Annotated in this window: 23 protein-coding genes; 9 read left to right on the top strand and 14 right to left on the bottom strand. The window is 36.7% G+C overall.

From position 1 onward, the window contains the following. Window positions 1–157: 157 nt before the first annotated feature. The 8 genes from J3U14_RS02030 to J3U14_RS01995 all read right to left on the bottom strand — a co-directional run bounded on the left by J3U14_RS02030 (window position 158) and on the right by J3U14_RS01995 (window position 6,454). On the bottom strand, window positions 158–2,260 hold the full coding sequence (locus tag J3U14_RS02030) for a replication endonuclease (protein WP_267350836.1): 2,103 nt from the start codon (window positions 2,258–2,260) through the stop codon (window positions 158–160). Between the two features lies 1 nt (window position 2,261). Next, window positions 2,262–2,519 (bottom strand): DUF3850 domain-containing protein, encoded by a 258-nt coding sequence (locus tag J3U14_RS02025; RefSeq protein WP_267350837.1) that lies wholly within the window; start codon window positions 2,517–2,519, stop codon window positions 2,262–2,264. 12 nt (window positions 2,520–2,531) lie between these two features. Further along, complete coding sequence (locus J3U14_RS02020) at window positions 2,532–3,380, bottom strand: DNA adenine methylase (protein ID WP_267350838.1); 849 nt, start codon at window positions 3,378–3,380, stop codon at window positions 2,532–2,534. Continuing rightward, window positions 3,377–4,186 carry a DNA adenine methylase gene (locus J3U14_RS02015; protein WP_267350839.1) on the bottom strand — a complete coding sequence of 270 codons (810 nt, stop codon included), beginning with the start codon at window positions 4,184–4,186 and terminating at the stop codon, window positions 3,377–3,379. The genes J3U14_RS02020 and J3U14_RS02015 overlap by 4 nt, the downstream gene beginning before the upstream one ends. Before the next feature lie 26 nt (window positions 4,187–4,212). Further along, window positions 4,213–5,226 (bottom strand): phosphoadenosine phosphosulfate reductase family protein, encoded by a 1,014-nt coding sequence (locus J3U14_RS02010; RefSeq protein ID WP_267350840.1) that lies wholly within the window; start codon window positions 5,224–5,226, stop codon window positions 4,213–4,215. A gap of 48 nt (window positions 5,227–5,274) precedes the next feature. Then, window positions 5,275–5,367, bottom strand: a complete 93-nt coding sequence (locus J3U14_RS02005) for a TraR/DksA C4-type zinc finger protein (protein WP_267351010.1) — start codon at window positions 5,365–5,367, stop codon at window positions 5,275–5,277. A gap of 121 nt (window positions 5,368–5,488) precedes the next feature. After that, entirely contained in the window at window positions 5,489–5,710 is a 222-nt protein-coding gene (locus tag J3U14_RS02000) for a DUF2732 family protein (RefSeq protein WP_267350841.1), read from the bottom strand. 498 nt (window positions 5,711–6,208) lie between these two features. Further along, a complete protein-coding gene (locus J3U14_RS01995; protein WP_267350842.1) occupies window positions 6,209–6,454 on the bottom strand; it encodes a hypothetical protein in 246 nt (81 codons plus the stop codon). A 143-nt stretch (window positions 6,455–6,597) separates the two neighbouring features. Here J3U14_RS01995 and J3U14_RS01990 point away from each other — a divergent pair, with 143 nt between their 5' ends. From J3U14_RS01990 to J3U14_RS01980, 3 genes are read left to right on the top strand one after another with little or no spacing between them, the layout of a single operon-like run. Then, a complete protein-coding gene (locus J3U14_RS01990; RefSeq protein WP_267350843.1) occupies window positions 6,598–6,963 on the top strand; it encodes a helix-turn-helix transcriptional regulator in 366 nt (121 codons plus the stop codon). A gap of 3 nt (window positions 6,964–6,966) precedes the next feature. Continuing rightward, window positions 6,967–7,554, top strand: coding sequence for a PH domain-containing protein (locus J3U14_RS01985; RefSeq protein ID WP_267350844.1), 588 nt, complete (start codon window positions 6,967–6,969; stop codon window positions 7,552–7,554). Window positions 7,555–7,561: 7 nt separating this feature from the next. Further along, window positions 7,562–8,569, top strand: a complete 1,008-nt coding sequence (locus J3U14_RS01980) for a tyrosine-type recombinase/integrase (protein WP_267350845.1) — start codon at window positions 7,562–7,564, stop codon at window positions 8,567–8,569. Between the two features lie 643 nt (window positions 8,570–9,212). Here J3U14_RS01980 and dsdA read toward each other — a convergent pair. The 3 genes from dsdA to J3U14_RS01965 all read right to left on the bottom strand — a co-directional run bounded on the left by dsdA (window position 9,213) and on the right by J3U14_RS01965 (window position 13,188). After that, the gene (gene dsdA / locus J3U14_RS01975) at window positions 9,213–10,544 is read right to left on the bottom strand and encodes a D-serine ammonia-lyase (protein ID WP_267350847.1); all 1,332 of its coding nucleotides are present in this window, start codon (window positions 10,542–10,544) and stop codon (window positions 9,213–9,215) included. A 22-nt stretch (window positions 10,545–10,566) separates the two neighbouring features. Continuing rightward, window positions 10,567–11,904 carry a D-serine transporter DsdX gene (gene dsdX / locus J3U14_RS01970; protein ID WP_267350849.1) on the bottom strand — a complete coding sequence of 446 codons (1,338 nt, stop codon included), beginning with the start codon at window positions 11,902–11,904 and terminating at the stop codon, window positions 10,567–10,569. 399 nt (window positions 11,905–12,303) lie between these two features. Further along, entirely contained in the window at window positions 12,304–13,188 is an 885-nt protein-coding gene (locus tag J3U14_RS01965; protein ID WP_267350851.1) for a LysR family transcriptional regulator, read from the bottom strand. Window positions 13,189–13,326: 138 nt separating this feature from the next. Here J3U14_RS01965 and J3U14_RS01960 point away from each other — a divergent pair, with 138 nt between their 5' ends. Continuing rightward, window positions 13,327–14,289: an aldo/keto reductase gene (locus tag J3U14_RS01960; RefSeq protein WP_416380145.1), complete on the top strand. Its 963-nt coding sequence runs from the start codon at window positions 13,327–13,329 to the stop codon at window positions 14,287–14,289. Window positions 14,290–14,370: 81 nt separating this feature from the next. On the opposite strand, the gene J3U14_RS01955 is transcribed toward J3U14_RS01960, so the two are convergent. Both J3U14_RS01955 and J3U14_RS01950 read right to left on the bottom strand, forming a co-directional pair. Then, entirely contained in the window at window positions 14,371–15,093 is a 723-nt protein-coding gene (locus tag J3U14_RS01955; protein WP_267350855.1) for a hypothetical protein, read from the bottom strand. A gap of 14 nt (window positions 15,094–15,107) precedes the next feature. Then, window positions 15,108–15,881, bottom strand: coding sequence for an RHS repeat domain-containing protein (locus J3U14_RS01950; RefSeq protein ID WP_267350857.1), 774 nt, complete (start codon window positions 15,879–15,881; stop codon window positions 15,108–15,110). A gap of 242 nt (window positions 15,882–16,123) precedes the next feature. On the opposite strand from J3U14_RS01950, the gene J3U14_RS01945 reads away from it, so the two are divergent. The 4 genes from J3U14_RS01945 to J3U14_RS01930 all read left to right on the top strand — a co-directional run bounded on the left by J3U14_RS01945 (window position 16,124) and on the right by J3U14_RS01930 (window position 20,580). Then, complete coding sequence (locus tag J3U14_RS01945; protein ID WP_267350859.1) at window positions 16,124–16,948, top strand: MetQ/NlpA family ABC transporter substrate-binding protein; 825 nt, start codon at window positions 16,124–16,126, stop codon at window positions 16,946–16,948. 417 nt (window positions 16,949–17,365) lie between these two features. Next, window positions 17,366–18,295, top strand: coding sequence for a hypothetical protein (locus J3U14_RS01940; protein ID WP_267350861.1), 930 nt, complete (start codon window positions 17,366–17,368; stop codon window positions 18,293–18,295). A gap of 282 nt (window positions 18,296–18,577) precedes the next feature. Further along, complete coding sequence (locus J3U14_RS01935; protein WP_267350862.1) at window positions 18,578–19,489, top strand: endonuclease/exonuclease/phosphatase family protein; 912 nt, start codon at window positions 18,578–18,580, stop codon at window positions 19,487–19,489. A 185-nt stretch (window positions 19,490–19,674) separates the two neighbouring features. After that, window positions 19,675–20,580 carry an endonuclease/exonuclease/phosphatase family protein gene (locus tag J3U14_RS01930; RefSeq protein WP_267350863.1) on the top strand — a complete coding sequence of 302 codons (906 nt, stop codon included), beginning with the start codon at window positions 19,675–19,677 and terminating at the stop codon, window positions 20,578–20,580. A 39-nt stretch (window positions 20,581–20,619) separates the two neighbouring features. Here the strand turns inward: J3U14_RS01930 and J3U14_RS01925 are convergent, their stop codons facing one another. Further along, a complete protein-coding gene (locus J3U14_RS01925) occupies window positions 20,620–21,570 on the bottom strand; it encodes a hypothetical protein (RefSeq protein WP_267350864.1) in 951 nt (316 codons plus the stop codon). Between the two features lie 603 nt (window positions 21,571–22,173). Between J3U14_RS01925 and J3U14_RS01920 the strand changes: the two genes are divergently transcribed. Then, window positions 22,174–24,087: an enterotoxin gene (locus tag J3U14_RS01920; protein WP_324169812.1), complete on the top strand. Its 1,914-nt coding sequence runs from the start codon at window positions 22,174–22,176 to the stop codon at window positions 24,085–24,087. The last annotated feature ends 249 nt before the right edge of the window (window positions 24,088–24,336 follow it).

Below are 24,336 nucleotides of genomic sequence, written 5' to 3'. Positions count from 1 at the left end.
AGATGTGACTAAGTTTAACGCATAAAAATACCGCTTAAGCGGTTGCGCTCCTGTAAAACTTCAGATTTCCACGTCTGACGCTAGATTTTGCTAACGTATTTTTACTATATATCGGTTTTAGTTTTATTGTCAACACATTAGATCCCTGTATTAAAAATTAAAAATCGAATAAAACAATATCCTGTTTTTGCGGTTTTCGCGGAACAGACGGCGAATTACTAAAAATTAGGTGCACTCCGTCCAGCGTATTGTCCAATTTCAAATACTGATCGCGGTTAATTTGAATACTGCGCCTAAAAAATAGTCGATTTACGGTAAAATCGTCGTCCGGTAACCCGATGATTCTCAGTTGTTTTTTAATTGCCTCGCGTTGATCGTCCAGCGGCGACGTTTTGACCACCGTACACGCCGTATAGTTATTGACAGAACTCCGAGGGGCGCGTTCGCGCCTATTTTTAGAGACGATAGCCCATTTTATTAAACGGGTGCATATAAAAGAGGCGATACCAACGATCGGCGAAAAAACCCCTTTAATTTTTTTAACCTCTTCTTCAAACTGGTTTTGTTCCTCTTCGTACGAAATTCTAACGCGTAGGTTGTTGCGCTGTACCATAGCCCCACCTTGTAATTGCGTGTAGGCTGCCCAATCGCCGGCATCTGCCGCAGCTAATACTGGATCGATTTCCGGATTATCGACTTTTTGGCTGCCTAGTCGACGTAATTCACGCCAAACCGTCACCGGTGCACCGCCGATCTGTTGAAATTGCCGAATCCCCCAACGGCTCGCCCAGGCAGATACATTTTTTGCCATATCTCGCAAATTTTGCCCGGTTTCGTCGTCGACCTCATCGGCTAGTTGGTAACCGTCAATGTTTTTCGAAATGTATTTGGCAATATAACCCGTTGCTGATCCCCGCTGTTTGTCGATATCAACAAATTTAAATCGATTTTCCTGCGCTCCTGGCTCGTCGCCATCCTCGTCTAGCGCATACGTTCTCATAATTTCGTGAACCTGTCCTACATGTTCGGGTAACATAAATGCCAAAATATGCCAGTGAGGCGTACCGTCGTGGTGCGGCTCAGCAACGCGAAAGCCAAATATTTTGATATGTTCACGATTCAGCTTAGCTCTAATTTTTGCCCATACATTACATAAATATTTTTGAGTGTCGCGCGGTGTGCCGGCATTCCAATTTTTGATAAAACCACCTTTAGCATGAACTGCGTGGAATTTTGAAGGTGCGGTTATTGTGATAAAAGCACCGCAGTAACCGAATTCGTCGGCGATGTCCTCAAACCCTCTCATGCGGATCATCAATTCGCAGCGACGGATCGCGGGGTTGGCGTTCGATTTGTCCACCTGTAAAACTAGTTCAAATTGCTCTCCAGTTTCAGTATTTTCTATGCATTGGTTTTTGAGCCATTCGCGATTTTTGCGTTTCTGTTCGCGCCACTCACCAACACAGGTGCGACTGGCGTATGGGCTGGCAAATTTTTGTACCTGACCTGCTGCGATTGCTAAGTGCTCGCGTTGAAAAGCCCACATCCTTTTTAATTTGTTTTGCCACCACTTGTCGTCCGACAGCTTGGCTAAAGCGATAACAATTTGCTGTTCGGCAATCTCGCCCTTTTTATAATCAGCAAAATAGGGTGCAGTAATTTTTAAAGGTTTGATTTGTTCTAATGCAAATTTATACAACTTTAATTCGTGATCGACATTTGACAGCTTAAATTCGTCGGTTTCTAAAAATTTAATAATAAGATTTTGCATATACCCGGCAATCTTTGCGCCGAGTTCATCGACGTCGATTTTGTCGTAAGTTGGCAATGTTGAAAGCTGCTTGTAAAAAGCTTGTGCGACAAGGCTCGTGCCGGTGTTTTTAATTGTGTATTTTTCTTGCACTTCACTACAACGAGTTAGACCGCATGTGCGTAAATAGGTATTAGCGGTTTTTGAACCTTTTTCTTGATAGAGCGTTGCATATTTACGGGCAAAATAACTACCGATAAATTGCGGTGTATCACTAAAAAAATGGTGAAAATAACGATACTCGTGTGGCATCTGTTCCCACAGCGGGCGCTCAATAATTGATAGGTCAGCCGGCGCCCGACGCTCAGTGTTGCGCGGCGATTTGGGTTGAATAAATTTACTTGGTAAAAATTGCCCAACACGATCGTAGTAATCGCGCATAACAACAGATAGGGCATATCGCGCCCTATCGCTGATTGGTGGCAATCGCTGAATGATCGAGAAAGCCATGTTATTCCGCGGAGTTAACTACGTCGTCGACCAGGCTTAGCATTACATACCCCGGCTGTAGGTATTCTTCATCGTCTAATACGTGAGAAATGCGGCGAAAAATTCTATAACAGGTATAATTACCGTCAACATACTCACGCAGACAGAGAATGTCACCAACACGATAATCGCGATCATTTAATCGCAATTCTGCTGTTTTTATTCCCATCAAAATATTATAAAAATGTTCTGGTCTTATTTTTAAATCATGCGTTGCCATTATCGATTACCTCTAAACCATATCCGCCGTTAAAACAGCAATAATTTCATGCGCCGATCGACGGTTGCCGTTGGCCGCAACAGATCGTGGGGCATCGATTTCGTAAATTTCAAACTCACTAAAAATACCCCGTACGACTGGGTTATCACTGTTAGACACGATCGCCGATGCGCCTCGCTGGACGGCGTGGACTAGCAGATCGTGCAGTAATTTAGTAACTGGGTAGTTAAATTTGTGGGCGGTGTAACCTGTGAAAATGTCGTTTTTGGTACCTGAAATATAAGGCGGATCACAATAAATAACGTCGCCAAAACCAGCAGATTTAATTATTGTGGTGAAATCCGCCACCACAACATCAGTGGGCACGGATATCAATTTATTACTAAACGCGATCAGTTCGTCCTGCGGGAAATAGACCCGTTTATATTTGCCGCTCGGTACGTTGAACTCGCCACGTTGGTTATATCTACAGATCCCGTTAAAACAGTGACGATTCAAATAAACAAACGCCGCCGCACGTTCTAATGACGACGGGGGAAATAGCTGACAATTAAACTGAGTGCGTATCTGATAAAAATCAACGCCGTTATCAAATAATTTTTTGGTGGCGTTAATCATCCTCGCGAGGTCATTTTTCAGCCAAACGTACACGTTAATTAAATCGCTGTTTTTATCTGATAATAGATAGTTTTTATAATTTGTGTTTATAAACACGTTACCCGCACCAACAAACGGCTCAACCAGCCGTAGAGTGTCTGACACAGGAAGATGAGGTAATAATTGGTCGAGAATTCTTGATTTTCCCCCGACCCATTTTAAAAATGATCTTTGGACAGTCATCCGTTTTTCCTCTAATTTCACCGTTTAATCCAAACGCATTCAGTTCTAATCATGGGGCCACGTTGTGACGCAGCTCGTGCGTTGGTGCATTTCCTGTCCCAACCGTTTAGCATGTCGTTATATAATTCGCTGTTGTAACCGAAAATAACAACCCGCCCCTCGACGCGTTTAATTTTGTTTAAAAAAATTTCATGATCAACCAGCGTCATCTCGTATTGATATCCCGCGGTAGTTGTTCTGGTTGCGTGCATATAGGTCGGATCGCAATAAAATAGGGTTTCTGGACCGTCGTGTTTGTCTAACAATTCGATCGCGGGAATATTTTCGATAATAACCCCCTGTAATCGCTCAACAATTGCCAACAAATTAGCAGGTATTTTTGCCCATGTTGTTGCGTCGGTCGTACCCCTTTTTTTGGTACTACCAGAAAAACCTGAATTTTTTTGATGAATTCCATTTGAAGAAAAAGACATAAACGATCTGATTAATAATTGACTAGCCTGAATTATTTCGTCAGAACAATTGCAATAACAGGCGTTTAGATACTCATTTCTGTGAAATGGGGTTAACGCAATTAACTGAATTAATTTTTTTGCAGATTGAGGATCGCGTAAAATTTTAAACAAATTAAACACTGAACAATCAATATCGTTATAAACCTCGCGGGGGATTTTATTTTTTCGTAGCAATACACTACCCGCACCGCCGAATGGCTCAACGTAAACAGAATGGTTAGGAAAATTTGAAATTATCCACGGAGCCAGCCTAAATTTACCGCCAAAATACCTCAATAGAGGATGTCGGATTTTGATTTTTTCTACACACATATTATTTCCTAAATTGAATATATCGATTACTCACAGACACCAGCGTAAACGCTGTTACAGGCAACGCCGTCGTTCAGCCCTGCCAGCAAATCGAATTGACGCCCGCCACGAGTTGTTAGCGCCCAGTCCTGAATTGTTTTTATTCCGTGGGAGTTTAAACTGACGAGATCGGGATTTGTTTCTCTATTGGCAGGATCTAATGTTGAAATAAAAAACGCCGCACACCCCCTAGGAGCACACTGTGAAACAATTTGTTCCCAATTAGCGACGCGTTCAATCTGGTCGGGATAACGTAAAAAAATCTCGCGCAGTTCTGATTTTCTGGCGTGAATACACGGCATACACCCAACGCGGGTAAACCCCTGTTTATACAGCGGATTCGGTTCCACGCCGTGTCGTTTGGCAAATTCAAAAACCTGATCATGTGACCAATTCAAAATTGGTCGATAAATGTTCAGTCCAGGGGTGTTATCAGCGTCGGTTTCCCATACAGGTAAATTAGATCTGGACACACTCTCGTCTGCACGGACGCCCTGCCAGATAACTACCTCGTTAAATTTATGCAACAAAACATCAACGATCTGTCGTTTTACAACGTCGTGTTTTAAGATTGTTGAGCAAAATCGAGCGCGAGTGGAGGGGAATCTGCCTTTGAGAAGACATAGATCTAAAAACGGATTGCCAGTTGGTCGCAGGGCGTTAATCGCTCGCGTAATTGCGTTGGTTGCCTGTTCAGAGCTAAAACCGTATTGACTAACTAATTTTTCGTGCCAGTGGTCAGAAACGTATTGACGTTTTCGCTCAATATCGACGGCTAAATCCGCGCAAACCTGATGAATGTCCCCAACGTGATCGGTCAAATAGTTTATATATCGATACGTTTCGGGATGCTCGTGCCCCGTGTCGGCAAATACATTTAGGCGAGGGACATTGCTGTCCCTAGCTAACAGCCCAACAGCTAACGAATCTTTCCCGCCACTAATTAAAATAATGTTTATAACATCGTTGCCAAAACAACGCTGATCAATTTCTACACACATATAAATATTTAACTCCGTGAGTGATCGCAAATTGGACGAAAAGAACGGCTAAACAAAATTTCGCCCTCGCAGTTCCTCCTCGCGTTGGCAGTCAATGCACAGACTGCAACCGGGTATTGCACGACGTCGCTCGTCTGGAATTGGTTCCTGGCAATTGACGCAGCAACGTGCCGATTCACCGGTGTAAACGTTCGTTTTGCTCAGTGCGGCAGTGGTAAAAACGTCGATCCGTTCCTGAGCAATATCCGCTAAATCAGCCACGTTAAAGTTCCTCCCGCATTTGTTCGCGCATGTATTCCGCCTCGTCACGCAGTAGATCCGCCGCCTCGGACGCACTCAGATCGTCAGATCGAATATACGCAGCCAGTCGTTCCAGTTTGGTAGTAAAAACGTCACACAAACCGCGACGCAGATCGCGTTTGGCATCGTTAATTGTTACGAGTAATTGGCGTGTTAGCTCCGGTGTTTTTGGTGCTGTTGTCATTGTCGATTCTCCCGTTTAAAATCGCCCTGTTCGCACAATGCGAACGAATTAATAATGGTTTGTAGTTTGTTTAATCCCCGTCTCAACCGGTCGATCTCGTCGTCTGTGAGGGAATCAAAATTTAAATTGAACGTGTACGCGGGGGAGCCGTCAGCGTTGATGTGACTGTATCGAGCGCCAACATCCGCAGCTAGCAATAGCAAGCGTTTTTGATCCGGTGCCAATCGGTTAAACGCGGCACGAGCCAAACTCCGTTGACTGCTCAAAATTTGGTGAAAATCCCGTAGAAACCCACGCGGGATATTTGTTTCGGTGTTGGGCATTGAGTTCATATAACCCCCTTTAACCCTCAGCTATTAACTAATTTTTTAAATAATTTAATTGTTTGCCCATCGGTTTTTTCGATCCAACCAGCCGAATTATGCTGATTTACGCGAACGTAGATCACAGTAGGCGTATTAGACGATTTAGAGCTCAAATAGATTGCGTGGCTCATGGTTAGCCTCCAAAATTTAGATTAATTTTTATCTTGCTTTCCGATGCCGCTACAGCCGAGATCTCAAACATGTTGACCAGGGTGCGGGTGCGGCTTGATTTTTCTGATACAGGTTTGCTTTTGGTTGGGATCAACCCGTTTTTGATGTGCGTTTTGACCGTTTCGACTGGTAGCCCCGTTAATTCGGCGTATCGTTCGACGGTGACAAACGGCGCAGTATTTAAATTGATTGAAATTGCGTTACTCATAGTGCATTATGTCCCTTTTGGAATTATTGACCGTTATTGACCTTTATAGCTATCCGTTTCGGATTGTTTTTTATATTACTATCCAATACGGATGTGTGTCAATACTCCGAAACGGAATTATTTTTAATTTTTATAGGTGATTTATGGATACCGAAAATGAATGCAAAAAAATAATAAATAGAATGGTTTTGGCTTATGGATCAAAAACAGTTAAGTCACTAAGTGAACTACTTGGGACTACTGTCAGCGTTATAGGTAATAGAGTTGCAAGAAATTCAATTCCCTATGATTTAATAGTTAAATGCTCAATAGATACTGGTGCAAACTTACAATGGCTTTGCACTGGCGAGGGTGAGCCAAACATCGACGGTATCAAAACAGAAAAAAAATCAATTGAACTATCAAGCAAAGCATTGGAAAAAATTGAACGAATTGCAGCATTAAAAAATAGTGGTGCTATTACTGATGACGAATATCAGTTATTAAAGAGTAGTATTTTTAAGAATTAAATAATGAAAGAAATAAATAAAGGAGCATTAGAAATGATTGATTATAAAACAGCAACAAAATCCGAATTGCTAGCCGAATTTGAACGATTAAAAAAACTTTCTAATGATGACGGTTTTTTTACAAAAAAAGAATTTTTGCACTTTCCGCAAATCGCAATGCCGGGCGAAGCGCCAATCGCTGTTTCATCAGGAAAAATGGACGGTAAAACATGGTTAATTATTTTAACCAATCAACGGGTTATTTTCTTAGATAAAGGCTTGTTTTTCGGGGTTAAGCAAGTGGCTGTTGACTTAAGCACTATCTCCTCGGTAGGCGGACAAACCAAGATTTTATTTGGTCAAATTATTATAGCTGCGGGTGGGCATACTTACACCGTGGAAAATGTGCCCAAGAAAAACGTAATACCATTTACCAACATGGTAAAACAAGCAATGGAAGATTTAAGACAAGGCGGGGCATCAAACGCTAGTCAACCGCAAGCAGCAAGTAATGACCCTCTGGAACAATTAGAACGATTAGCATCGTTGAAAGAAAAAGGCATTATTACGGAAGAAGAATTCCAAGCACAAAAGGCTAAAATTTTAGGATGAGTGTACGATGAGTGTACGCAAACAATCCGGCGGCAAGTGGCTGTTTGAAAAATATTTAGATGGTGGGCGCAGAATCCGTAAAACATTCGGTACGAAAAGCGAAGCACTAGCATATGAAAATTATATTGACGAACAAGCAGCGACTAAGCCGTGGATAGCTAAAAAACAAGATCGCCGGCGTATGTCTGATTTGGTTAATACTTGGTACCAGTCCCACGGGCAGACACTAAAAGACGGTGAGCGAGTAAAAAAGATACTTGAGTTTATTTGCCGGTCAACTAATGATCCGTTAGTCAATGATTTCACTACTAGAACATTTACAGATTACCGCAAAAGACGCATGAACGGCGAGCTTTATCGAACTGATTCAGTTAAAACAATATCGTTAAGGACACTTAATCTTGAGTTGGTTTATTTGCGCGCCATGTTTAACGAACTGGCACGCCTTGGCGAATGGGATCAGCCCAACCCGATCGGCAATATCAAACAATTTAAAACCGATGAATCGGAAATGGCGTTCTTATCTAATGAACAAATAAAATTATTATTAGATGAATGTGCTAGTAGCAACGTTGCTAATTTGCTATTAATGGTCAAAATTGGGCTGTCAACAGGGGCGCGCTGGTCTGAAATAGCCAATTTAAAGTTAACACAAATACAACCTTATAAAATCACCTACACAAAAACAAAAGGGCGGCGCAATCGTACGGTACCAATTACGAAAGAACTATATAACCAAATTCCCAAAGAAAATAATAAGATTTTTAGCGGAACACATGAAAAGGCTTTTAAAAGAGCAATTGAACGGGCGGGGATCGAATTACCTGACGGACAATTAACCCACGTACTGCGTCACACCTTCGCCAGCCATTTTATGATAAACAGCGGTAATATTTTAGTATTACAAAAAATACTGGGGCATACAGACATTAAAACAACAATGCGTTATGCGCATCTTGCGCCAGATCATCTTGAGGAGGCAACCTTGCTGAATCCATTATCAAACATAAAATAAATGGCGGTAAAATGGCGGTAGAGTTGCTCATTATTGACTAATATCGCCTTTTATTGACATTGTAAATTATTGATTTATCTGTAAGTTACTGTTTTTTAATGATTGGTTTTAGTTTTCAAAATCCGCCGCCCTTAAAAGCGTGTCGGTTCGAGTCCGACCACTGGCACCAATTCAATCCATAAACTCGTTCTTGCTACAACAGTTTTGACGATAACAGTTCCTGCGATAAATATTTGCAGCTGACTTTGACAGCGTTTTAAAAAATAAGCAAATATTACAAAAATAATTCATTTAATGTGAAAGCAATACGTTCCTAAAAAGTTAATCATACTTTTTAAATATCGTCGACTTATCCTTATATTCTCTTCTTATATCTTTATTCGCTCACATGATAAGGAATATCTAAGTGATTTGGATTTTATTTTATCATGCCGATCTATCACCAAATCCAGAATATCGTGCCACAATGTCAGCTTATATGCGTTTATTAAACGCTGTTATCTGTTATCATCGCTTAGATTAAGTCGCTAGGCTCTCGTTTTATTTCACTGTGAATAAAATAATGTTGATGTGTTAAAGAATAATAAGCATGCGTTTCATGACAGATAAATATCATCATTTGATATTTATCTGCCATGGTTAGTTAGTTGGCGCCGGCATTAAGATATTTTTGCATCTCCTCTGCTGGTACCATCCCGCCACCTGTTGCCCAAACCAGATGAGTAGCATGTTGTAGTTGTTGCGGTGTTAATTGCAGACGTTGCTGATACTGTAAATCGTGATTTACTATGATAGCGCCTTTCATACCAGCAAGAGCCGAAGGTTCTAATTGAATATTTTCGGTTTGATTGAGTAAAGATAATAAATCATACATCTCTTGGTCTGACAACGTATAATAACCGTCTAACAAACGTTCCATTGCACGACCGACAAAGCCTGATGCGCGTCCTACCGCCAGACCATCTGCCGCGGTTAGATTATCAATACCGATATCTTGCACTGAAATCTTATCGTGTAAACCGGTATAAACACCTAAAAACATGCAAGGCGAGTGGGTGGGTTCAGCAAAGATACAATGGACATGATCACCAAACGCCATTTTTAAACCAAAAGCTACACCGCCAGGTCCGCCGCCTACACCACAAGGTAAATAAACAAATAAGGGATTTTCACGGTTAACGACAATACCCATTTGGTCAAATTGTTGTTTTAGACGTTCGCCAGCAACGGAATAACCCAAAAAAAGGGTTTTAGAATTTTCATCATCGATAAAAAAACAGCTAGGATCCGACTCAGCGGCTTTGCGACCTTGCTCGACAGCGACGCTGTAGTCATCTTCATATTCGATCACATTCACACCATGAGAACGTAACTTCTGTTTTTTCCATTCTCTTGCATCAGCTGACATATGAACACTAACATTAAAGCCCAATTTGGCGCTCATGATACCAATCGATAAGCCAAGATTACCCGTTGATCCTACCGCAATACTATATTGGTTGAAAAACTGTTTAAATTCATCAGAAAACAGTTTGCTGTAGTTATCTTCATAAGATAATAAACCTTGCTCAATGGCTAATTTTTCTGCATGCGTTAAAACCTCGTAGATACCTCCGCGTGCTTTTATTGAGCCAGAAATAGGTAAGTGGCTATCTTTTTTCAACAGTAACTTACCAGCAATATTTTGATTGTAACGTGCTTCTAAGGCTGTTTTCATATGATCTATTTCAACTACATCAGATTCAATAATGCCTTTTGTTGCTAAAGTTTCTGGAAAAGCAATGGCTAAATAAGGGGCAAATCGTTTTAAGCGATTGCTTGCCTCGGCAATATCTTGTTGATCAAGTCCCACATAATTTAATCCTATTTCTAATGTTGTAATATTAGGATTAAACCAGTAACAGGGTTCAAGTTTAATCAGTTTATCAACTAAAGGATTATCTTTAATAAGACATTCAATTTCGATTTGATTCATTTTGACTCCTTATGTTGAATGATTAAATCATACCTGATAATAAAAATGTGCAAAGTAATGCAACGACAGAAGCGATAAAAGTAGCACTGGTATAATATTTGAAGATTTCGGTCATTGTTGCGCCACAATATTGTTTAACCAGCCAAAATAATGAATCGGTCACAATTGTACAACCAATTGCACCTGAGCCAATTGCTAATGTGATAATTTCGGGACTGACATTAGGATACATGCTAAGCATAGGTGATACGATCGCTGTGGCTCCCATCATAGCAACCGTTGCAGAACCGACCGCAGCATGCAAAATAATGGCGACGAGCCAAGCTAATAAGATCGGATGCATATCTAATTGCGATAATATATTGGCTAAACTATCACTTAATCCACTGGTTTTTAAAATACTGTTAAATGCGCCTCCAGCTCCGATGATTAGCAGAATATTAGCAATAGATGAAAAGCAATTTTCGGTATGATTTAATAATTTACTCATTCCTATATTGCGTCTAAGACCTAAAACATAATAAGCGACAAATGCACCAATAAACATTGCAGTAATAGGGTTTCCAATAAATTCCAGCGTTGCATACAAGGACGTAGTCTTATCAATATTTAACTCTGCTGTGGTTTTGATCAGCATTAATATTATGGGTAATAATACTGTAAACAGCGTAGCAGCTAAGGAAGGTAATTCGTCTTCGGTACGCACTTTTAAATCAGAAAACTCTTCAGGGACTTTTTTAAATGGCATCTTATTTTTAATGATTCTTAAAAAAATGGGCCCCCCCACTAATGAGGCAATAAGTCCAATTAATAAGCCATATAAAATCACACTACCAATATCTGCCCCTAAAGCATTAGTAACATATAATGCGGCGGGATGAGGAGGAACAATACAATGCACAGCCATTAAAGCGGTACATAATGGAATAGCTAACATTAATAGCGAAGTCTGCGTTTTTTTGGCTATTGAAAAAGCTAAAGGAATAAGAAGCACTACGCCTACTTCAACAAATAGGGTGATACCACAAATTAAACCCACTAATACCATGATGACTTCGGGAGATAACCAACGACATTTTTGCAAAGTTATCCCTATGCGTTCTGCTGCACCGGATACTTCCATCATTTTGCCTAGAATCGTACCTAAACCAATTACGGCAGCCAAAAAACCAAGTGTTCCACCGATACCATCTTCAATTGCACTTATCATTGTTAATGGTTTCATGCCCATTAATATGCCTACGTAAAAACTCGATAATAGCAGGGCTAAAAAAGGATGAAGCTTCAATTTTACAATACTGATAACTATTAACAAAATACTACTAATCAACACACCTAAAACCCATATTTGTGAATCCATCAAGAGCTCCTGTTCAATTAAAAAGTAGGGGGGATATTAGATTTTATGCACTCACGGCTGACAAATGATAAATAATCATGTTTGCATGAGTTGAATTCAGTTGAAAAAGTAGTCTGTATAGTGAAATTAATGATTAACTAATTAAATTTAATTGATTAAATTTAATTAAGCAAATAACATAAATAAGTAAAGAAAGTGCATAAAATGTGCAATAATGATCATTACATTACTAAAAAATGAGTTGTTTTTGATCATATATTGATCTGATCAATAAGGTTGAGCATTTTAAACTCACGCTTATTTTATCATTAGTCTATTGACGTAATATGTTTATGACTTAAATAGGACAACAAATGGGTACAAGATGCATTATGGAATTGGATACCACAACTCATTGAATCATTCGTATTTCAATGCATTTAATACTAATTTAAATACATTTGAATGTCCTTTTCGGCTAGGGTAATAAATGTAAAAGGGTTCGTAAGTAATAGCAAATTCTGTTAATAATTCTATCAAACTGCCTTCAGCTAGTTGTTTTTCAACATTGGGTCTACCCATCCAGGTAATGCCTAAACCATCTAATGCAGCCTGTTTGCGTAAATGATTGTTAATCGCAAATTGGGATGAAGGTTGGTACTTAATGATGTGTCCTTGATCCGTAAATTCCCATGTTAATTCTGTTGCGTGCTGGGCTGAAATGCGAAAACCAATTAGTTGATGCTGATCCAAATCTTTAATACATTTAGGAATCATTCTATTTTTAAGATAATTGGGGCTTGCCACTAAAGCCATTGTTAAAGGTTCTGAAATTTTTACCGCAATCATTTCTTTAGGAAGATCATCACCAATACGACAACCCATATCAAATCCTTGCTTAACAATATCAACCCAATTATTATCGCAAACAATTTCTATTTTTACTTGAGGATAATTTTTTAATAAAGGTATTAATTTAGGATAAATAATACTTTCAACCGCAAGGCTCGCGGCATTGATTCGAATTGTTCCGGAAGGTGTATTAAGAAACTGTCCTAATGCGCTGACTTCGTCATTAATTGATTGATATAATGGGGCTAATTGTTTGTAAAGCTGCTCACCAGCTTCGGTAAGAGACATACTGCGCGTAGTACGATTAAAAAGTCTTAAATTAAGGCGTGTTTCTAAATTTCGCATACTATGACTGAGTGCAGAGGATGAAACACCTAACGATTTAGCCGCTTTAACAAAACTCTTTGCTTCAGCGATAATAATAAAATAATTTAGCTCATTAAAGTTATGCATATTGACCATATTGATGAATTTAATTCATGATACTATAAAAGAATCGCTGGTTTATCTCAATGACATTCCGTTTTAGAATAAATTTAACAATGTTCAATGCTCACTATTACAATTAGGTTGGGAAAAAGAGGGGATATGATGGAATATGTAAAACTAGGCAATACCGATATTGAAGTGTCACGATTTTGTTTGGGCTGTATGAGTTTTGGCGATCCTGCCAGTAAAATGCATGCATGGACACTTAATCCAAGTGAGAGTGAAGCGATCATTCAGCATGCGTTAAATTTGGGTATCAATTTTATTGATACAGCCAATATTTATTCAGCAGGAACCAGTGAAACGTATTTAGGTCAAGCAATCAAAAAAAATATTGCTCGTGATAAAGTTATTTTAGCCACCAAAGTCTATTTTAATGACGGTCACTTATCAAAAGGGGCAATTGAAAAAGAGATAGACGGATCACTTAAACGATTAGGTACGGATTATATCGATTTATATATTATACATCGTTTTGACTATACCACACCAATTACAGAAACAATGGAAGCATTACATAAGTTGGTTCAAGTTGGAAAAGTTCGAGCACTAGGTGCTTCTGCGATGTATGGCTACCAATTTTATAACATGCAACTTGCTGCTGAGCAAAACGGTTGGACGAAATTTGTCTCGATGCAAAATCACTATAATTTATTGTATCGTGAAGATGAAAGAGAATTAATTCCAATTTGTAAACAATTTAATGTTTCATTAACACCCTATAGTCCTTTAGCTGCTGGTCGTCTTGCTCGATTAGAGTGGACGACTGATACGTTACGTAGTAAAACGGATAAAACCGCTATCGAAAAATATGATAGTACTCAAGAAACCGATACCAATATAGTAAAAAGAGTACATGAACTTGCTGAAAAATATGGCGTAACAATGACTCAAATTGCATTAGCATGGCAGTTTGCGAAAGGCGTTACCTCACCGATTATTGGTGCGACAAAAACGAGGTACTTAGATGATGCAGTTGGGTCGTTAAACGTCTTGTTAACCCCAGAGGATATCACTTATCTTGAAGAGTTATATATTCCGCATCGAATTGTAGGCGCATTATAAGTGAGCAAGTAGGTCAATTCTCCTTAATAGCATTATCCAGTATTAGGGAGAATCATATTAAATTAGCTTATTTGCACACTTTTAATAGTCAATTTTTCGTGAATTAAAATAAGTAAAATTCTCATTCATTTTTAAACAATATGACTTCGTCCAATCACCTTGTTCATTATATCCATAAAAGGAACATCTTTTTGTCTCTGTTGGTTTGAACTCTTTGTCATCAAAAAATTTAATGATAACTTTATCTAATTGATTTTTGTCGTTATATAAAAATATCTTTTCTTCGCTTGACGTGTAAACATTGGCTAAATCCATTTTTAAGATATAAGTATTAACAATTCGAGAAATATTTCCATTTTCATACTGAATATCACTGATCGTCGATGGATTGGAAATACGCTCGATTTTTATTATTCTATTTTGATCATCATAAGTTGAAGACCATTCGATCTTTTTGGCTAAATCTTCTAAATGCAAAAGATTCTGCTTATCATCGAAATCCATATTTAAATCCAAATCATATTGATTATCTATCGAAAAATGGCTTTTTTTCGTCGTATAGTCGTTTGTGATCTTCACATGATCAATATCAACTGAGACAATGAAACCTTTATCATCTGATAGATATTGTTGGCGATCGCTGCCAATAATCTTTTGTTGCCTAATCAGTTTTGAATACGGAATATTCTCAACACTACTAAACAATAAATAGTTGTTAGTGAGCTCAACATTACTCAGTTTTTCATTTTTATTGCAACCAAATAGAATGATTGATAAACCACATACGAAAATGATCCTTTTCATTGCTGTTTCCTTCATTAGTCATAGTATTCGAAAGAGCGTAAAATAAATCGCTTTGTTTCTTCTTGTTCGTTTAAACAATATAATTTTGTCCAATCACCATACTGGTTAGGATCATCGTAAACGCAGTTTAATTGCTCTGTGGGGATTAATTGATTGTGTTCATTGCTTTCATATTGACCATTTTGAGCAATAAAAGCATGTTCGACGCTATTAATGAGCTGCTTCTCTGCATTATAAAAGTATTGCTTTTTATTGAGGTAAAGTGGAACGATATTTGCTTCATCTGTTTTATCAAAAATTTCATAGTCTCTTTCAACAACTAATTCATTTTTATAAGTAATTTGATTAATAAATAGATAATTGGAACCACCAATAATGCTGTTTTCAAGTTTCACAACTCGTCCTTGTTCGTCATAGGTTGAGCGGATAACTTCGTTGCCGGATGAGTCAGTTATCGAAACAATGTTTTGTTTATCATCAACATTAATTTTGTATTTTGAAAGTTCCTGATTTTTGATCATATATTGTGACTGCTGATAATCAAAATAGACTTTTTTATCGTTCAAATTGTAAAAGGTGATCAAACCATCTGCGTTCGTTTCAATCGTACCAAAATAACTTCCTTCAAACCGCTGCTTTTTAATCAGTTTTGAGTGAGGAGCAACATCATATTGACCATTATTAATATAATTATTGATGATGATTTTAGAATCGCTTTGCTTATTATCACATCCTAACAAAGTCAATAGTAAGCAACTATAGATGAGGGGGATTATATATATTTTCATGCTTTTTAATCCTTTATATTTATTTGAACGTCCTGAATGATGAATATATTTAACCACAAATAGATCAGCGATTAAACAGAAAATTTATATATCTTAATCGAATAATGATATAAACTTTAAGTATTATCAATATGAAAGCTTGATAATTATAATCCTAAATATCCTATCGTTATAAAAATAACACACATTAACAAAGAGTTATATTTTGTAAATATTGCAAACACAATCCAGAAGGAATGATAATGAAAAAATATTTATATTTACCTACCTTAATATTATTGGGGCTCGTGTTGATAGGTTGTGACACAGACAAAAGCAAGGACATAAAACAATCAGACAAAAAAGAGATCATAGTTGGATTACCCCCTAGTATGCACAACATTTTAATGGAGCGAGTGGTTAAGCCCGAATTAGAAAAAAAAGGCTACAGCGTCAAACTGGTCAATTTTAGTTCTTTGCGGGATGCCAATACCGCGCTGGTTGAAGGGAGTATTGATATGAATGCTGCACAGCATCAAGATTATCTTGATGTCTATAACAAAGAGACCCATAACGACCTTGTCTCTTTAGTACACATTCCTTCCATATCTGCCGCTCTATTTTCACAGAAACATCATTCAATCAATGATATTGCATCCAATCAAATCATTGCAATCCCGAATGATCCCTCCAACACTTCTCGATCATTATTGTTGTTACAAAAAATAGGTTGGATCAAGCTTAAACCAGACACACAATCAGGCATAATCACCTTAAATGATATTATAGAAAACAGCTATAATTTAAAATTTAAAACGCTTTTATCAGAAATTATTCCGCGAGTACTCGGCGAAGTTGATTACGCAATTATGCCAGGCGGTGTGGCATGGTTGAGTAAAGTACCAGCTGATAATATATTAATTCAAGAAGAATTATCCCCCAATTTAGAGCTAATGGTTGTCGTTAAAAAAGAAGATCTCAACACGGCATGGGCAAATGACGTTAAGCAACTTTACCAATCCGATAAACTTAAAAAATTTATTGAAGAAGATCCGGACGCTAAAGGTCGATTTATTTGGCCAAAATAGGATAGTTAAAAAACAACCAATATCTTTAGGTGGATAAAAGATATTGGTTTTATTATCAAATCTAATCATTTAATCTTATCAGCATTTGAAATTTACCTTCGCTCCATTTTGCTTTAAAGTTATTTTCAACCCATTAAATAACAGCTAATCATGCTATGTTAAGTTTTTTAGGGTTATAAAGTGACATTAGGTTCTATTAAACAAATCGTTATTTTTTTCACTTAACATTATTTAAATCTAAAAAATTTTTTTTAATTTTTTATTAAGAATATTCATTCCAATATTTACAATTTTTTCTTTTTTTTAATTTATTTATCTTATTGATTATAAATGAAATATTTGTAATTTTTGCGTGGTGTTTATATATGATTGTGGTAAAATCGCAATCCCCAAAAAAGATAAAATGAAATAAAAGTAATGACTAAAATTAAATATTTTTTAATTGTTGTTTGCAGTTTGGCTTTAGTCGGCTGTTTTGTACCAAGTAAAATTCAAACTATGATCGATAATCCAACTTCGAACGAAATAAAAGTAACCATTGATGGAACTGAACACGTTATTCCTCCAGTTTCAAAGATCGCTTACTCTTTTGAATTTGGTAAACATATTCTAGTTTATAACCAAGAAACTTTAAATATTCTGGTAAAACCCAATCGAAAGAATGAACTTAATATCATTAATCCAACATTAAATAATTACGTAATAATGAACTTCTATTTTATCGACGAAAAAATGAAACCCGCTGATTATGGTATGCTACTAATGTCCAAAAAATCAAGTATGACCACTGTATCAATAATGTATGATGGAAAGGTAAAGGAAATAGAGTTACCTCTTAGTGTGACCAATGACTTATTTATTGATCAAAGCGAATATTGGTGGAAATATGATCTTGACAAACCTGTACCAGAGAAAATCACGATCAGGGACTCTACCAAATTCTCGACGATAAAAAAAATATACCGGGAAGCGGAGTTTTGGAAAATTGCGCCAGAATATGTAGAAGAATTAGATGATTATGATATACCTTTAGATAGAGTACGTTTTGTTGAACGTACACCTGAATTAAACAAATTACCGACGTTTTCTATTCCTGATATTGCTTTAAATTCTATCGCTTGTGAACAAGGACGTAATGATATTCAAGCAAAACTCAATAATTGGCAGCAAATTTTAACCTTAACAGGAAGTGATTTTAGTGAAGGTTACAAAGATTTTAAATCAACAATAATCGATGCCAACACCGAAGCTTTCAAAAATTGTGATGGTTATAGTGAAGCATTAAATGATATTGCTGATGCACTTGAATCAATTAGCGATTTGAATTTTGTTATCTTGCAAGAATAAAAGGAATTGAAGTGTTGATATAAGCATTAAACTTCGTCTTTTTTGTGTTAAGGCATAAAATAATTTTTACTCATTTTATGTCTTAATTTTCAAACAATAATCAATAAAAAATCTATTTTTATAAGGAATACTTCGTTGATTGCTGACTGATTCGTCATAAAAAACATCAACCTAGATAAAAATATATTGATATACATCACAAAAATCAGAAAAAAATATTTTTTTAAACCACAATCAACCTCATACTAATAACCAATCTTAATTAAAGAAAGGTATATCATTATGATTAAAAGGAAATTAAAATTAGCAGCCATTATCAGTAGTTTTATCCTAAGTACTTCAACTGTATTTGCTTCAATTGACGATGTGAAAGACCTTAAAATCATTAGTTACAATGTCTATAATGGTATGAAATTAGACGAAACAGACGGAAAACAGAAATTTATCGAATGGGCAAAAGCACAAGATGCCGATATTATTGCCTGGCAAGAAATGAATTTTTTTACTCGTGAAAAGCTTGAAAAATTTGCCGCAAGTTATGGACATAAATATGCGGTATTATTGAAAGAAAAACCTGATGATGCCGCTTTTTTCCCTGTCGCCATTACGTCAAAATACCCTATAGTCAATGTTGATAAAGTCGTGGATAATCTATGGCATGGTGCGCTGTATGCCGATATTGGCAATTATCATTTTGTTATTACCCATATGAATCCATTTTGGACAGAAAAAAGAATTGATGAAATGAACTTAATTATCGATTCTATCAAATATAGCCGTGATCCAAATGGTAAATGGATTATTGCTGGTGATTTAAACTCTTTTTCACCTGCGGATAAAGAAACCTACGATAAAAGTAATCTGTTAAACGATATCAAAGAAAAACAGAAACAAAGACCGATATTAGAAAATCTTATTAATGGACAATTAAGTTATACCGTTCAACAAAATTTATTGGATGCAGGGTTTATTGATGCGTTGAAAATTACAAATAAAGAATTTATTGCGACAGCGCCAACCAAAGTATTTTACGATCAAGCTTCAACACCGCTGCGTTATGATTATATTTATATATCCCCCCCATTAAAAAACGACGTTATTGAGGTTAAAGTCTTAAAAGACGATTTTACGGATAATTACTCTGATCATTATCCTGTACAAATGATTATTAAAAATAAATCATCACAACCATAATAGTGAAAGCCATGTATCACTGCATGGCTTTTATCAGTCATTTTTATATGACAGTATTTTCCAATGATAATCATTAAGTTGTGATTGTGATCGCGACATGTCCATTTAAATTCAATTAATATCAAAAAGAGCTTCGAATAATCTAACTCGAATTGATGAAATCAAAAAAGTTGTAGGATAAAGATATGAAGAAAAATTGTTTAGTACTGATTATAGTGGGTTTGTTTTCGTTATTTTCATATGCATTGGCAACAGAAGATTTAGTGATATCACAATATCAACATTCGCCGAATAAAGTGTATACCGGTAAAGATCAACCAGAAATTACCATTGCAAATTTCAACATTGCAGGCGGGCTTAGAAAGCATAAGGTTAATTTAGATTTAGTTGCTAACGCGATTAAAGCAATGGATGCGGATATCATAACTCTTGAAGAAGTCGATCAAAATACCACACGTAGTGATGGCTTTGATCAAGCAAAAGTAATAGCAGAAAAAACGGGCATGTACTATCTGTTTGGCAAAGCAACGGACATGAAAGGCGGTAATTACGGTAATGCCATATTGTCTAAATATCCAATAGTAAAAAGTAAAACTTTTTTGTTACCCTCTGGTGATTTTGAACAACGATCCCTGATGTTAAGTCAAATTAATGTGCCGGGTTTTGATTCGCCAATTTATGTGTTTAATACTCATTTTGATTGGCATGAAGAAGATGAGGTAAGAATGTCACAAGCACGTTTTATTAATAGTATTGTTTTTGACGATCTGGACTTAGATGATGAATTTCCTAATTTAGTATCTGGAATTATGTTATTGTTAGGCGATTTTAATTCTGTTAAAAATGATAGAGTCATTAAAGAGCTTGAAAAATACTGGACTTTGGTAAAACAAGAAAATGTCGATACTCGCACTTGGCCAGCAGGAAATCCTGGATTAGATTTAGATCATATTTTTACAAGTCGAAATCAAATATGGCAAGTTGAGCAATTCATTATTCCCAATGATGGCAATGAGTGGAATGGTATCAAATGGCCGCTTGTAAGCGACCATATTCCTGTGATCGCTAAATTAAAATTGATTGAGCAATAAAAAATGGAAATGGGCATTTAGCCCATTGTCTTATAAGCATCATTTTAGTTTAGCAATAACATAAACATAAACTAGCTCGCTGATTAATTCGATAAGTGTTTGCGTAACGATAATTGCAGGTAGGATAGGTATTGCATTAGGTATGGCTAACGCTAAAGGTAAAATGACTAGCGCATTTCGAGTACCTGCACTAAAAGCTATCGCTCGACTTCCTGCGACGGAAACATGAAAACACCGACCAACTAACCATCCAACTAAAGGGGCGACAATAGCAAAAATTATATAAAATGGAATAACGGATACAACGACTGATAAATTACCTTTCAGCTGAGGTAGAACTGCCAAAATAACGATAAAAAGCGTTAATGCCGTGGCTGGAACGGGTAACATATTTAACCCATGTATCATTTTTTTGCCTGTGTGATTTCGTACAGCCCAGACTTGCATTAAGGTAGCTAAACAGAAAGGAATGACTATTAACCATATAAAAGCATGGATAAAGGGTTGGAGGTGAATGAGCTGGTTGACCTGTTCGCCAATCATAAAAGTTAAGTAAACAGGTAGTAAACACATTTGTAACAACAATAATAAAGGTGTTGCCATCAATAATAAACGGGCATCTGCGCGTCCAAGATGAGAAAAAGTGACAACATAATCAATACAAGGGGCAAGTAACACAAGTAATACGCCCAGTTTAATGAAAGGCTCGGAAGGTAGAAATAGCGCTAATAATCCAACCCCAACAGGTATAATAACAAAATTTGTTATAAGTAATGCCACCATAAATCGCTTATAAGACCAAAACGGTTTAATCTCAGTCACAGGAACTTGTAAGAAAGTGACAAACAACATGAATGCTAATACTGGATTGATAAACATGTCGAATATTGAGGTGTTGTCTAAACAAAATACCAGACCAATAGCTATCATTACCACAGAAAAATAAATAGCTATCTGATTTTTTTCTAAGTTATCTTTGATTTGTTGCATAGTGTCATTATTCATTAGGCAATAACGAACAGATAGCATATCAGAAATCAACAAATTCAAAGAATGTAATATTCATGCCAATAGATACAAACAGTTATCATTGTATTTCGATTCAATTCAAATTATTTGATTAATTATTTAGTTCAAATAGCTAATTTATTGACAGCATATAAATGGAAAATACCTTGGATTTATCATCCATATCACTATTTTGCTTAAATTTATCACTTAAAATCATTATAGCATTGACAACAACTGAATTTTTGTTGAACTACGCATTCAAATTGGCAAGTATTTATCAAAAATGCGATCTTTGTCACATCAGATAATAAAAGCAAATTCGCTGTCTAATTATCAACAATCTTTCATTGTTGAACTCGGTACAAACAATCTTATCTCTATTTTAGGGAAAAAATAGCATTGTATTTCAACATGAAGCCAAATTAGCTTTTCATTTTGAGACAAATAAAAGCTTTTTTTAACAATTTCAATCCACCTGTAATCTGCAATCAAGATCACAATTTATCATCATTCAAATACCTATACTGATATTCATGTTTCGGTCAATTCTTTTGTCGAATTTTTATCAATCAGGAGGTCGTAATGAAAACGTATGTCAAAAATTGGATCACAATAGGGTTACTCAGCGCATTGGGTTTGTCTGTTGATGCGGTGTGGGCTAAAGAATATCAATTAACAGGGCAGCATACCCAAATCACCCTATCTGATAGTGGTAATCAACAAAACGTCACATCGTTTAATATTACTAATCCCGTAACTAATGATTCAATCACTGTTAATACGCTATTTGAGATCACACTAAATTCGGGGAAAAAATTGACCGATAAAGATTTTCACTTAGATAATTTACAACAAAAAGACAATCAAATTTATATAAATTTCAGTGGTCATGATATTGCGATTCAAACCCTATTGATTCTCAATGATGATAAACATTTTGCCAGTTATGAACTGCAAATCACTCCTAAAAAACAGGCACTTTCAATGTCAGACGTTTCTATAATGCCATTTCATTCTCAAGCGCCATTTGTTTACGGCTCCGTTGTCAGTTCGCCGATTATTAGTGATACCTTTTTTATCATTCCCGAAAATCCATTGACCAATACCGTTGCCTATGAAGGTGGTGTGTTGCAAAAAATTCCGCAAGCTATCCCGTTACAAGTGAATCATACCTTGAGTTACAAAACCTATATTGGCACTTATGAAAAAGGGCAATTAAGACGCCATGTAAATGAATTTATTAATCAAGTTCGCCAGCGACCATATAGCCCGTACTTACATTATAATTCTTGGCTAGATATCGGATTTTTTAATCCCTATACTGAAAAGGAAGCACTGTTACGAATCGAACAATATGGTCAAGAATTAGTTGAAAAACGTCATGTTACCCTAGATGGTTATCTGTTTGATGATGGTTGGGATAATTTAACGGGTAACTGGGGATTTGGTGATAATTTTCCGAGTGAATTTAAAAAATTAAAAACCGCATCAGAAAAATATCACGCCGCGCTGGGTATTTGGTTGTCACCTTGGGGTGGATACAATAAACCACGTGATACTCGTGTTGCCAATGCATTAAAACTGGGTTATGAAACAATGGATGGCAAACTCGCCTTATCAGGCCCTAAATACTACGCTAATTTTCATAAACGAATTTTAGAATTAATCCAAAATCAGAACATTACCATGTTCAAACTCGATGGAACAGGTAATGCAGATAAAGTGATCGCCGGCAGCCAATTTACCAGTGATTTTGATGCTGCGATCCATTTGATCCAAGATATGCGTAAAGCTAATGATCATTTATATATTAATCTAACAACTGGTACACAAGCGACGCCGTCTTGGTTATTTTATGCCGACTCTATCTGGCGAGGTGGCGATGATGTCAATTATTATGGACCCGGTAGTAAAGTTCAACAGTGGTTAACTTATCGTGATGCGGAAACCTATCGTTCTATTGTTTTAAAAGGTCCCTTGTTTCCATTAAATTCACTTATGCTGCATGGTATTGTATACGCTAAACAAGCAAAACATTTGCAACAAGAAACCGAAAATGACTTTGCTGATCAAGTTTGGAGTTACTTTGCAACAGGAACGCAATTACAAGAAATGTACATTACGCCTGAACTGATGACAACAAACAATTGGGATACGTTAGCATCGGCTGCTAATTGGGCAAGAGATAACCAAAACGTCTTATTCGATACCCATTGGATTGGTAAAGATCCCACAAAATTAGGGGTATATGGTTGGGCGGGATGGACGCAAGATAAATCCATTATTACTTTACGCAATCCGTCAGATAAACAGCAAATTTATTATCTGGATTTACAAAATGATTTAGAGTTGCCGGCAAAGGCAAGTTCACATTTTAAAATCAACATTGATTATCACAGTGAAGCTTATGCGCAAAAACCAACGAGTGTGGAAAAAACGGCATTAATCACTCTTGAGCCTTTCGAAACAGTTGTCATGTCGCTAATTCCACAATAATTACAATATGCCTTGTCTGCAAATACAAGGCATAAAATTAGGCTCAAAATAGGCATATGAAATGTCAAAGTTTAAAACGGGCTTAAAACGAATGGAAAAAAATAATCTAATGAAACTATTTACAATAGTAAAAAAGCTCATTTTGAACTGATATAATTTTTTCATTCAGGTTTCCTGCTTATCTGAAAGGGAACCTGAAAATTAACATCAAATCGATACGACGTTTTTAACATCACTCTCCATTTCGTT

Origin of the sequence: Gilliamella sp. B3801 (genome assembly GCF_026536645.1) — a bacterium.
GTDB classification, from domain to species: domain Bacteria; phylum Pseudomonadota; class Gammaproteobacteria; order Enterobacterales; family Orbaceae; genus Gilliamella; species Gilliamella apicola_I.
This window is presented reverse-complemented; position numbering and strand designations above follow the sequence as displayed.

What these genes read in the sequence shown, in the direction of transcription:
- J3U14_RS02030 (WP_267350836.1), bottom strand. Translation starts at nt 2,260, where the DNA reads ATGGCTTTCTCGATCATTCAGCGATTGCCACCAATCAGCGATAGGGCG.
- J3U14_RS02025 (WP_267350837.1), bottom strand. Translation starts at nt 2,519, where the DNA reads ATGGCAACGCATGATTTAAAAATAAGACCAGAACATTTTTATAATATT.
- J3U14_RS02015 (WP_267350839.1), bottom strand. Translation starts at nt 4,186, where the DNA reads ATGTGTGTAGAAAAAATCAAAATCCGACATCCTCTATTGAGGTATTTT.
- J3U14_RS02010 (WP_267350840.1), bottom strand. Translation starts at nt 5,226, where the DNA reads ATGTGTGTAGAAATTGATCAGCGTTGTTTTGGCAACGATGTTATAAAC.
- J3U14_RS02000 (WP_267350841.1), bottom strand. Translation starts at nt 5,710, where the DNA reads ATGACAACAGCACCAAAAACACCGGAGCTAACACGCCAATTACTCGTA.
- J3U14_RS01995 (WP_267350842.1), bottom strand. Translation starts at nt 6,454, where the DNA reads ATGAGTAACGCAATTTCAATCAATTTAAATACTGCGCCGTTTGTCACC.
- J3U14_RS01990 (WP_267350843.1), top strand. Translation starts at nt 6,598, where the DNA reads ATGGATACCGAAAATGAATGCAAAAAAATAATAAATAGAATGGTTTTG.
- J3U14_RS01985 (WP_267350844.1), top strand. Translation starts at nt 6,967, where the DNA reads ATGAAAGAAATAAATAAAGGAGCATTAGAAATGATTGATTATAAAACA.
- J3U14_RS01980 (WP_267350845.1), top strand. Translation starts at nt 7,562, where the DNA reads ATGAGTGTACGCAAACAATCCGGCGGCAAGTGGCTGTTTGAAAAATAT.
- dsdA (WP_267350847.1), bottom strand. Translation starts at nt 10,544, where the DNA reads ATGAATCAAATCGAAATTGAATGTCTTATTAAAGATAATCCTTTAGTT.
- dsdX (WP_267350849.1), bottom strand. Translation starts at nt 11,904, where the DNA reads ATGGATTCACAAATATGGGTTTTAGGTGTGTTGATTAGTAGTATTTTG.
- J3U14_RS01965 (WP_267350851.1), bottom strand. Translation starts at nt 13,188, where the DNA reads ATGCATAACTTTAATGAGCTAAATTATTTTATTATTATCGCTGAAGCA.
- J3U14_RS01960 (WP_416380145.1), top strand. Translation starts at nt 13,327, where the DNA reads ATGGAATATGTAAAACTAGGCAATACCGATATTGAAGTGTCACGATTT.
- J3U14_RS01955 (WP_267350855.1), bottom strand. Translation starts at nt 15,093, where the DNA reads ATGAAAAGGATCATTTTCGTATGTGGTTTATCAATCATTCTATTTGGT.
- J3U14_RS01950 (WP_267350857.1), bottom strand. Translation starts at nt 15,881, where the DNA reads ATGAAAATATATATAATCCCCCTCATCTATAGTTGCTTACTATTGACT.
- J3U14_RS01945 (WP_267350859.1), top strand. Translation starts at nt 16,124, where the DNA reads ATGAAAAAATATTTATATTTACCTACCTTAATATTATTGGGGCTCGTG.
- J3U14_RS01940 (WP_267350861.1), top strand. Translation starts at nt 17,366, where the DNA reads ATGACTAAAATTAAATATTTTTTAATTGTTGTTTGCAGTTTGGCTTTA.
- J3U14_RS01935 (WP_267350862.1), top strand. Translation starts at nt 18,578, where the DNA reads ATGATTAAAAGGAAATTAAAATTAGCAGCCATTATCAGTAGTTTTATC.
- J3U14_RS01930 (WP_267350863.1), top strand. Translation starts at nt 19,675, where the DNA reads ATGAAGAAAAATTGTTTAGTACTGATTATAGTGGGTTTGTTTTCGTTA.
- J3U14_RS01925 (WP_267350864.1), bottom strand. Translation starts at nt 21,570, where the DNA reads ATGCAACAAATCAAAGATAACTTAGAAAAAAATCAGATAGCTATTTAT.
- J3U14_RS01920 (WP_324169812.1), top strand. Translation starts at nt 22,174, where the DNA reads ATGAAAACGTATGTCAAAAATTGGATCACAATAGGGTTACTCAGCGCA.